This is a genomic window from Paeniglutamicibacter sp., assembly GCF_046714615.1.
GTDB lineage: Bacteria > Actinomycetota > Actinomycetes > Actinomycetales > Micrococcaceae > Paeniglutamicibacter.
Window position 1 is genome coordinate 1 of the sequence record NZ_JBKKAP010000032.1, and the last position, 7,990, is coordinate 7,990.

Sequence of the window (7,990 nt, forward strand, 5' to 3'; positions counted from 1 at the left end):
GGTCGTTCCCAGGGAAACTTGGGAACGACCCCACCCACCACTGTCGTCAAGGCCGGCGTTTCCTCAGCGCGGCGGGGCGGATTAGGACCGGGACCCGACAGCGTCGGCGAGGATGCCGGTCTCATGGGCGTCCGGGATCTTCGTTCCGCGCAGCGATGCCCCTGCGGTCTCCGGCAGGTAGCGCGTGGCCACCAGCCCGATGGCGCAGGCAATCATCATGTAGACCGCCGGGAACAGCAGGAAGCTGGTCTCGTTGATGACTGCCTCGTTGACCATCGCCGCGGTTCCTCCGAAGATCGCGGTCGCGACGTTGTAGGTCACCGCGAAGCCGGCAAATCTGACGTGCGAGGGGAACATGGCGGGGAACGTCGCGGTGATCGTGGCCAGCTGCGGGATGTAGAGCAGGCCCAGGATGGCGAAGCCGAGGATCGCGAGCGGGAAACTCTTGCCCATCAGCCAGAACAGCGGCAGCGCCAGCACGAACAGGCCGATCAGCGACGCAAACCACATGGGTTTTCGGCCCACCTTGTCCGAAAGTGACCCGGCAAAAGGGATGACGGCCATCATGGCGACCTCGCCGATCAGGATCACCATCAAGGAAGCCTTCGGGTCAAGGCCCAATTGGCCCTCGAGATAAGTCGGCATGTAGCTCAGCAACGTATAGTTCACGACGTTCAGGGCGATGACCAGGCCGCTCATGACCAGCATGGGACGCCAATAGACGCGGATGAGTTCAAAGAGCGAGCTCTTCTCCTGGACCTCGCCGCGTTCCTCGAGCTCCTGGAACACCGGGGTGTCCTCGAGCTTGTTCCGGAGGTACAGGCCGATTAGGCCCATGGGCAGGGCCAGCATAAAGGGCACGCGCCAGCCCCAGGCCATCATGGCTTCGTCGCTCAGGGCAACCTGGAAGCCGAGCATCACGGCGGTTCCCAGGGCGAAGCCGCCGAGCGTCCCGAATTCCAGGAAAGAACCGAAGAAGCCGCGCTTCTTGTCGGGGGAGTACTCGGCCATGAATGTTGCGGCACCGCCGTATTCACCGCCGGTGGAAAATCCCTGGACCATGCGCAGGAAAATCAGGAGCACGGGCGCGAGCACACCGACCTGATCGAAGGTAGGCATCACGCCGATCAGGAATGTCGCGACGGACATCATCAAGATGGTCAGTGCGAGGATGTGCTTGCGGCCCATCTTGTCGCCCAGTGGCCCCCACACCAGTCCGCCCAGCGGCCGGACCAGGAATGACAGGGCAAAGGTGCCCAGCGCCATGAGGGTTCCGCCCTCGGTGGGGAAGAAGTGGAAGGCAATGTAGGAAACTGCGACGGCGTATACGCCGTAGTCGAACCATTCGGTCAGGTTGCCCATCGCCGAAGCGGCAGTGGCATTGCGGATTTCGCGGCGTCCTGCCGTGGTGGTCAGGTCGGGTCCGATGTGCTGGCTCAGATCCACCGGAGCCGGTGTCGTCGGGTGGTTGGGTTGGCTGGTGTCCGGTTGCATTACTGCTCCGTTGTTATTCAGCTTTCCGTCGACCGGATGCCCGTCCGGTTCCCTGTCACGGCCCCGGGCGGTGACGGTCCACGATCCAGGGGTTGCCCCGGAGTCGGTCAAGTGGAAGACGATACGCCAGCCAATTGCCCGCGTCAACGTGTGTGGCTTTGTGTCCGCAGGCGATTGACCGCACGTGTGGCAACATGGGATTCTAGGTGTGATTCAATTAGTGAACGAATGGTCGGTAATTATGGTGTCCCCATGCGGGACGGCAAACCGGGCCAATAGACGGTGCATGAACGGGTCCTTCCACTGGGCAAGCCAACCGGAGGGACCATGGCGTGCGCCGAACGACAAAGGAGTTGTGATGACTGAGGCTTACTTGGTGGGCGGAGCCCGCACCCCGGTGGGACGTTACGGCGGATCGCTAAGCAGCGTTCGCCCTGACGACCTGGCCGCGCTGGCAATCCGCGCGGCAGTGGAACGCGCCGGCATCGACCCGACAGACGTGGACGAGGTCATCTTCGGCAACGCCAACGGTGCCGGCGAGGAAAACCGCAACGTGGCCCGCATGGCCTGGCTGCTGGCGGGATTTGAGGACTCGGTCCCGGGCATCACCGTCAACCGCCTCTGCGCCTCCGGAATGAGCGCCATCACCATGGCCAGCCACATGGTCAAGGCAGGTGCCGCCGACATCGTGGTGGCAGGCGGCGTCGAATCGATGTCGCGCGCCCCCTGGGTCATGGAAAAGCCCGACAAGGCCTTCGCCAAGCCCGGCGCCAGCTACGACACCTCCATCGGCTGGCGCTTCCCCAACCCCGAGTTCCTCTCCGGTGAGCTTTCCCGCGAGGGCAAGACCACCTTCTCCATGCCCGAGACCGCGGAGGAGGTTGCCCGCGTTTACGGCACCTCCCGCGAGGATTGCGACGCCTTCGCCGTGCGCTCGCATGAATTGGCCATCGCCGCGATCGAGGCAGGCCACTTCAAGGAAGAAATCGTCCCGGTCACGGTCAAGACCCGCAAGGGAGAGACCATCGTGGACACCGACGAGGGACCGCGCCCCGGCACCACACTTGAGGTGCTCTCCAAGCTGCGCCCGGTCGTCAAGGGCGGGTCGGTGGTCACCGCGGGCAACGCCTCCACGCTCAACGACGGTGCCTCTGCCATCATCGTGGCCTCGGAGGCCGCCATCAAGAAGTACGGTCTGGTTCCGCGCGCCCGCATTATTGACGGCGCCGCCGCCGGCCTGGCCCCGGAAATCATGGGGATGGGCCCGGTGCCCTCCAGCCGCAAGGTCCTGGAACGCTCCGGCTACACGGTGGATGACCTGGCTGCCGTGGAACTCAACGAGGCCTTCGCCTCCCAGTCCCTGGCGTCCATGCGCGAACTCGGGCTGGACCCGGAAATCGTGAACCGCGACGGCGGGGCCATCGCCCTGGGCCACCCGCTGGGTTCCTCGGGATCCCGAATCGTGATCACCTTGCTCGGTCGTCTGGAGCGCGAAGCCAAGACCGGGAGCAAGCTCGGACTGGCCACCATGTGCGTGGGCGTCGGCCAGGGCGCGGCGCTGCTGATCGAGGGAGTCTAGCCAATGGCCGAGAACCTCTCCGCGGGCTCGTTCACCACGCTGAAGGTCACCGAGGCCGATGACAGGCTAGACGTACAGCTGAACCGCCCGGCGGTCCGCAACGCGATCGACCAGCTCATGGTCGATGAGCTGCATACGGTCTGCTCCTACCTCGAAGCCAACGCCAAGATCCTGATCCTCTCGGGCATCCCTGCCGACCCGGAAACCGGGACCAAGGGAATCTTCGCCTCGGGAGCCGATATCGCCCAATTGCGGATGCGCCGCCGCGACGACGCGCTGGCAGGCATCAACTCCGGCATCTTCGACAGGCTCGCGAAGCTTCCCATGCCCGTGATCGCCGCCCTGGACGGGTTCGCACTGGGCGGCGGGGCCGAGCTGGCCTACGCCGCCGACTTCCGCATCGGCACCCCGGAGCTGCGCATGGGCAACCCGGAAACGGGGCTGGGCATCATGGCTGCGGCAGGCGCCACCTGGCGGCTGAAGGAACTCGTGGGCGAACCCGTCGCCAAGGAGATCCTGCTGGCCGGGAAGGTGCTCAACGGCGAGGAATGCCTGCGCGTCGGGCTGGTCACCGAGCTCGTCGACGGGGCTCAGCTGCTTGCCGCCGCTTCCGCGCTGGCCGACCGCATTGGGGCGCAGGACGCGTTGGCCGTGCGCATCACCAAATCCGTGTTCCACGCCCCGCGCGAGGCCCACCCCGTCATCGACACGTTGGCCCAGGGAATGCTCTTTGAATCCCCGGCAAAATTTGACCGCATGCAGGCCTTCTTGGATCGGAAGAAAAAGTAATGGAAACACTTCCCAACTCGCTACCCGCCAAGGTAGGCGTACTCGGTGGCGGACGCATGGGCGCCGGCATCGCGCACGCCTTCTTGATCAACGGCTCCGATGTGCTGGTCGTCGAACGCGACGAAGCCTCGGCCCTGGCCGCGCGCGAACGCGTCGAGTCGGCCGCCGCGAAATCGATCGAACGCGGGGCCACCGATGCGAACCTCGGTGAGATGGCCTCGAGGCTCACGGTCTCGGTGGACTACGCCGATTTCCGCGACCGCGGACTCGTCGTCGAGGCCGTCCCGGAAATCTGGGACCTGAAAGTCTCATCGCTGCAGAGGGTCGAGGAAAACCTGGGCGAAACCGCGATCCTGGCCTCGAACACTTCCTCGCTGTCGATGAGCGGCCTGGCCGCCGAACTGCAGCGACCGGCCAACTTCCTGGGCCTGCACTTCTTCAACCCCGTTCCGGCCTCGACCCTGATCGAAGTGGTCATCGCCAAGCAGAGCGCCGAAGAAGTCATCGACAAGGCCCGCGGCTGGGTCAAGGCACTGGGCAAGACCGCCGTGGTCGTCAACGATGCACCGGGGTTCGCCAGCTCACGACTGGGAGTCGCCATTGCCTTGGAAGCCATGCGGATGGTCGAAGAGGGCGTTGCAAGCGCCGAGGACATCGACAACGCCATGGTGCTGGGCTACAAGCACCCTACGGGTCCGTTGAAGACCACCGACATTGTCGGCCTGGACGTGCGCCTGGGCATCGCCGAGTACCTGCACGAGACCCTCGGCGACCGCTTCGCCCCGCCGCAGATCCTGCGCGACCTGGTGGAGCAGGGGCACCTGGGCCGCAAGACCGGACGCGGCTTCTACGACTGGTCCGATTCCAAGTAGCGCACGCTTCCACCGAATCCGGTGGTGCCATGGTCATTGATCCCTGGCGCCACCGGTTTCTGCGTATCCACTTGGCCGGGGCAAATGGGCAGGGGCGGAGATTTTCGGTAGCGTGGAACCCGAGCCGCCCGGACACGATGGCGGCCACCGAGGGAAGGGAAAACAACCATGTATGTCGTCACGAACCGCATCGATGTTCCAGCCGAACGAGCAGCAGCATTCGAGGAACGATTCATCGGCAACATGCGCTCGAACCTCCCTAGGGTCCAGGGCCTGGCGCGCGCAACCCTTGATCGCCCCGTGGATCCGGCCGCGCAGTACAAGGTGACCATGGAGTTCGACTCCGAGTCGGACTTCGAAACCTGGCGCGATTCGGAAGCGTTCCGCTCCTCGCATGCCCGTCCCGCGGCCGCGGCCCCCGGAAACGATGGATCGGGCGCCGACGCACCGAAGACCGATGCAAGCAAGACCGAGGCACCAAAGGCCGGCGCGCCACGCGCAGCCACGGGCCCGGAGCACCACATCCGCATTGAGACCTATGAGGGCGGCAAAGCCTAAGGGAGAAAAACGCGATGGTGGAGTCCATGGACCAACCGCAGTGGGAAGGCGCCGTCAACGCCAGGATCGTGCTGGGCAGCATCTATCGCATGGGTCGGCGCGAGTGGCTCACCAGTGCCGGATGGCAGCAGGCCCATGCCGACGGCGTGCGCACCGTCATTGACCTGCGGAACCCCAACGAGCAGCGACGGCGTCCCACCGACCCCCAGGTGGACGAGGCGGCCACGGCCGGAATCACCATCGTCAACGCTCCCACCGAGGAACCCGGGCATCCGGAATTCGAGCAGCTCGCCGTGCCCTACATGAATCATCCGCGAATGTATCCGGGAAACATCAAGTTCTTCCCCGACCGCATAGCGGAGGTTTTCCACCAGATTGCCGCGGCCCGGGGAAAGGTCGTGATCCACTGCTCGGCAGGGCGCGACCGCACCGGGTTGATCGTCTCGATGCTGCTCAAACTGGTTGACCGGCAGGACCTGCTCGAATCCCAATACGAGGCCTCGCTCCGGGGGATCAACGACTGGCACAAGGTCAGCCCGGTCAAGCACCCGCACGAGTCCTACATCGAGGAGCCGAACCTCATTGCTCCGCTGAACGAGCGGCTGGAAGCGTTGGTGCAGTTCGTCGATTCACTCGGCGTCGAATCCTTCCTGCTCGAACACGGGTTGAGCCCCGCCGAGGTGGAGGCCATCAGGACGAAGATGGCCTGAGCTCGTCGGGCAGCTCCATCCGACTGCGTCATGGGCTGGACCCATGACAAGGTTCGAACGTTTGACTTCGCGTGCGTGGCCTGGTGGTGCTCGAGCCCCTGCGCCGAGCGGGGGGTGGGCTCATCGGGCCGCGCAGCACTGCGCCCGCGGGCGGACGATGTGCGAGATTGGTCAGCTATGCGGCTGCCCGGATGTCGAGCCCAGCTCCGAAGTCTCGTTCATTTCCGAGGAAATGACGGTGAGGTGGTACGCCACGTCCGGATCTGTCCACACCTCGACCAGGGTGGACGAACCGTCCTCGGTCCCGCCGCCTCCCTCAGCGGCGCGGCAAGGTTCCAAGTCGTAGCGGGCCATGACAACGCCGTAGAGATTATGGGTCTGGATCGTCAACGGCGCCTCGGTTTCGCAACCCACCAGGATCCAGAGCAACGCGCCTGATCGCTGGTGCGGCAGGACGATCCGGGATTCGCCCTTGCCGTGAAAATGCATCAGGACGATTTCGCTGCCGGGGCGGGCACCTGGCAGGGGGCTTTTGCCTTGGTCGATGAGTTCGGCATGGGACGGCAACTTTTCGCCGGCATCGACTTCATGCAGCGCGGGATCAATGGGGAAGACCTTGATCTCGGGTATCAGAGAGGGGCCGGGAATCGACGCGGTCGAAATCGGGGTGGGCAGGGTCTGGTCCACGAGCGTGGTGCATCCGGCGATCACGAACATCAAGCAAATCTGGGCCGTGATGGCGGCACGGGGATGTGCCTTGGAACGGGAATGGCGCGGCGGATCGGATACGGTTGCGGAATTTCTCATGGTGGTGCCTCAATAAGGGAATCGCCGCGGCCAGCGGCTGTTGGAATGGTCGTCCACGGATGCCAATTCCCCCCAATTCGGCCAAGGCACAGCAGGCCGAAAGCAAGGTAGCCATATCGATTGCTACTAGCAGATCTGGCGCCCAATGCTTCATGCCCGAAGAGTAGAAGCCTGCCTGAAATTGCACCAGAGAACCGGTGCCCATAATCGCGGCAGGTTTTGTGTGTGGTGGCCCAGTAGCAGGGATTTCAGCAGGACACGGGACACGTGGTGTCCTGCCCGGTTCGGGGGGCCGCCGTCGCAGGGCGGCGGCCCCCCGCAGCGGCTCTTTCCCGCGCACGGCCAGCGGGTTGGCCATGGTTCCGGCGCAGATCAGCCCGCCGGTTCCAGTAGGCGAGCAGCCGGGCCGCCACGCGGATCCGCTCGACCTGCGCCGGCAGCGGCTGCCGGTCCCCGGGCACCGCGATCTCCTCGGTCAGGTCGTTGCGCAGCACGCGGACCGGCGCCGAGTCCTGAAGCGCCCGGATTTGGTTTATCTCGTGCGGGATGAACGCCAGTGTCGTTTTCCGAAGGCGACTGCATTGGGATTCCCGCATTGTTGGGCAGTGCAGTCGCCTTGGGACACATGGTTTGTCAGGCGGTGAGGGAGCGGCCATCGACACCACCACCGCCTCGGGCAAGCTCGTCTTCGGGATCTTCGGGATCTTCGCGGCCCTGGCCGAGTTCGAACGCGCGCTGATTTCCGAACGGACCGTCGCCGGGTTGGCCCGGGCCCGTGGACGCACCGGCGGCCGGCCCTACGAGATGACTCAGGCCAGGGTCCGTCTGGCCATGGCCGCCATGGGACAGAAGGAAACGAAGGTCGGCGCCCTCTGCAAGGAACTTGGCGTCACCCGGCAAACCCGCTATCGCCACGTCTCCCCGACCGATGAGTTGCGGACCGACGGTGCGAAGCTCCTGAAGTCGCACTAGACCCGCCCGCACAATCAGCGTTGGGCACCGCCGCCTTGACCTGCGAATCGGACCGTCGCCGGTGTTCCGTTTCACGCCCCGTCACCGGTTATGCCGATGTCGTGGTTATTCCGATAGCGGGGGCTGGATGACTGCCACTGCTGGGGTGTGGCGGGCGAAGTTCGGCATAACTGGCTGGCCTATAGGGCTTCGAGGAAGGCAAGTAGCGC

The 7,990-nt window shown here is 64.8% G+C and carries 7 protein-coding genes and 1 pseudogene; 6 read left to right on the forward strand and 2 right to left on the reverse strand.

Going from position 1 to position 7,990, the window contains the following annotated elements; all coding sequences use genetic code 11:
- Positions 1-81 precede the first annotated feature (81 nt).
- Positions 82-1,494: an MFS transporter gene (locus ACLQ7E_RS04010; RefSeq protein WP_411731265.1), complete on the reverse strand. Its 1,413-nt coding sequence runs from the start codon at positions 1,492-1,494 to the stop codon at positions 82-84.
- 358 nt (positions 1,495-1,852) lie between these two features.
- On the opposite strand from ACLQ7E_RS04010, the gene ACLQ7E_RS04015 reads away from it, so the two are divergent.
- The 5 genes from ACLQ7E_RS04015 to ACLQ7E_RS04035 all read left to right on the forward strand — a co-directional run bounded on the left by ACLQ7E_RS04015 (position 1,853) and on the right by ACLQ7E_RS04035 (position 6,002).
- Positions 1,853-3,073, forward strand: a complete 1,221-nt coding sequence (locus tag ACLQ7E_RS04015) for a thiolase family protein (protein ID WP_411731266.1) — start codon at positions 1,853-1,855, stop codon at positions 3,071-3,073.
- A 3-nt stretch (positions 3,074-3,076) separates the two neighbouring features.
- A complete protein-coding gene (locus ACLQ7E_RS04020) occupies positions 3,077-3,862 on the forward strand; it encodes an enoyl-CoA hydratase/isomerase family protein (protein WP_411731267.1) in 786 nt (261 codons plus the stop codon).
- Positions 3,862-4,734 (forward strand): 3-hydroxyacyl-CoA dehydrogenase family protein, encoded by an 873-nt coding sequence (locus tag ACLQ7E_RS04025; RefSeq protein ID WP_411731268.1) that lies wholly within the window; start codon positions 3,862-3,864, stop codon positions 4,732-4,734. Before ACLQ7E_RS04020 ends, ACLQ7E_RS04025 begins: the two co-directional genes overlap by 1 nt.
- Before the next feature lie 168 nt (positions 4,735-4,902).
- Entirely contained in the window at positions 4,903-5,292 is a 390-nt protein-coding gene (locus ACLQ7E_RS04030) for an antibiotic biosynthesis monooxygenase family protein (RefSeq protein WP_411731269.1), read from the forward strand.
- Positions 5,293-5,318: 26 nt separating this feature from the next.
- Entirely contained in the window at positions 5,319-6,002 is a 684-nt protein-coding gene (locus tag ACLQ7E_RS04035; protein WP_411731270.1) for a tyrosine-protein phosphatase, read from the forward strand.
- Between the two features lie 171 nt (positions 6,003-6,173).
- Here the strand turns inward: ACLQ7E_RS04035 and ACLQ7E_RS04040 are convergent, their stop codons facing one another.
- On the reverse strand, positions 6,174-6,809 hold the full coding sequence (locus ACLQ7E_RS04040; protein WP_411731271.1) for a hypothetical protein: 636 nt from the start codon (positions 6,807-6,809) through the stop codon (positions 6,174-6,176).
- Between the two features lie 585 nt (positions 6,810-7,394).
- Here ACLQ7E_RS04040 and ACLQ7E_RS04045 point away from each other — a divergent pair.
- Positions 7,395-7,781, forward strand: a pseudogene (locus ACLQ7E_RS04045) (recombinase family protein); the annotation flags it as partial.
- Positions 7,782-7,990: the final 209 nt, after the last annotated feature.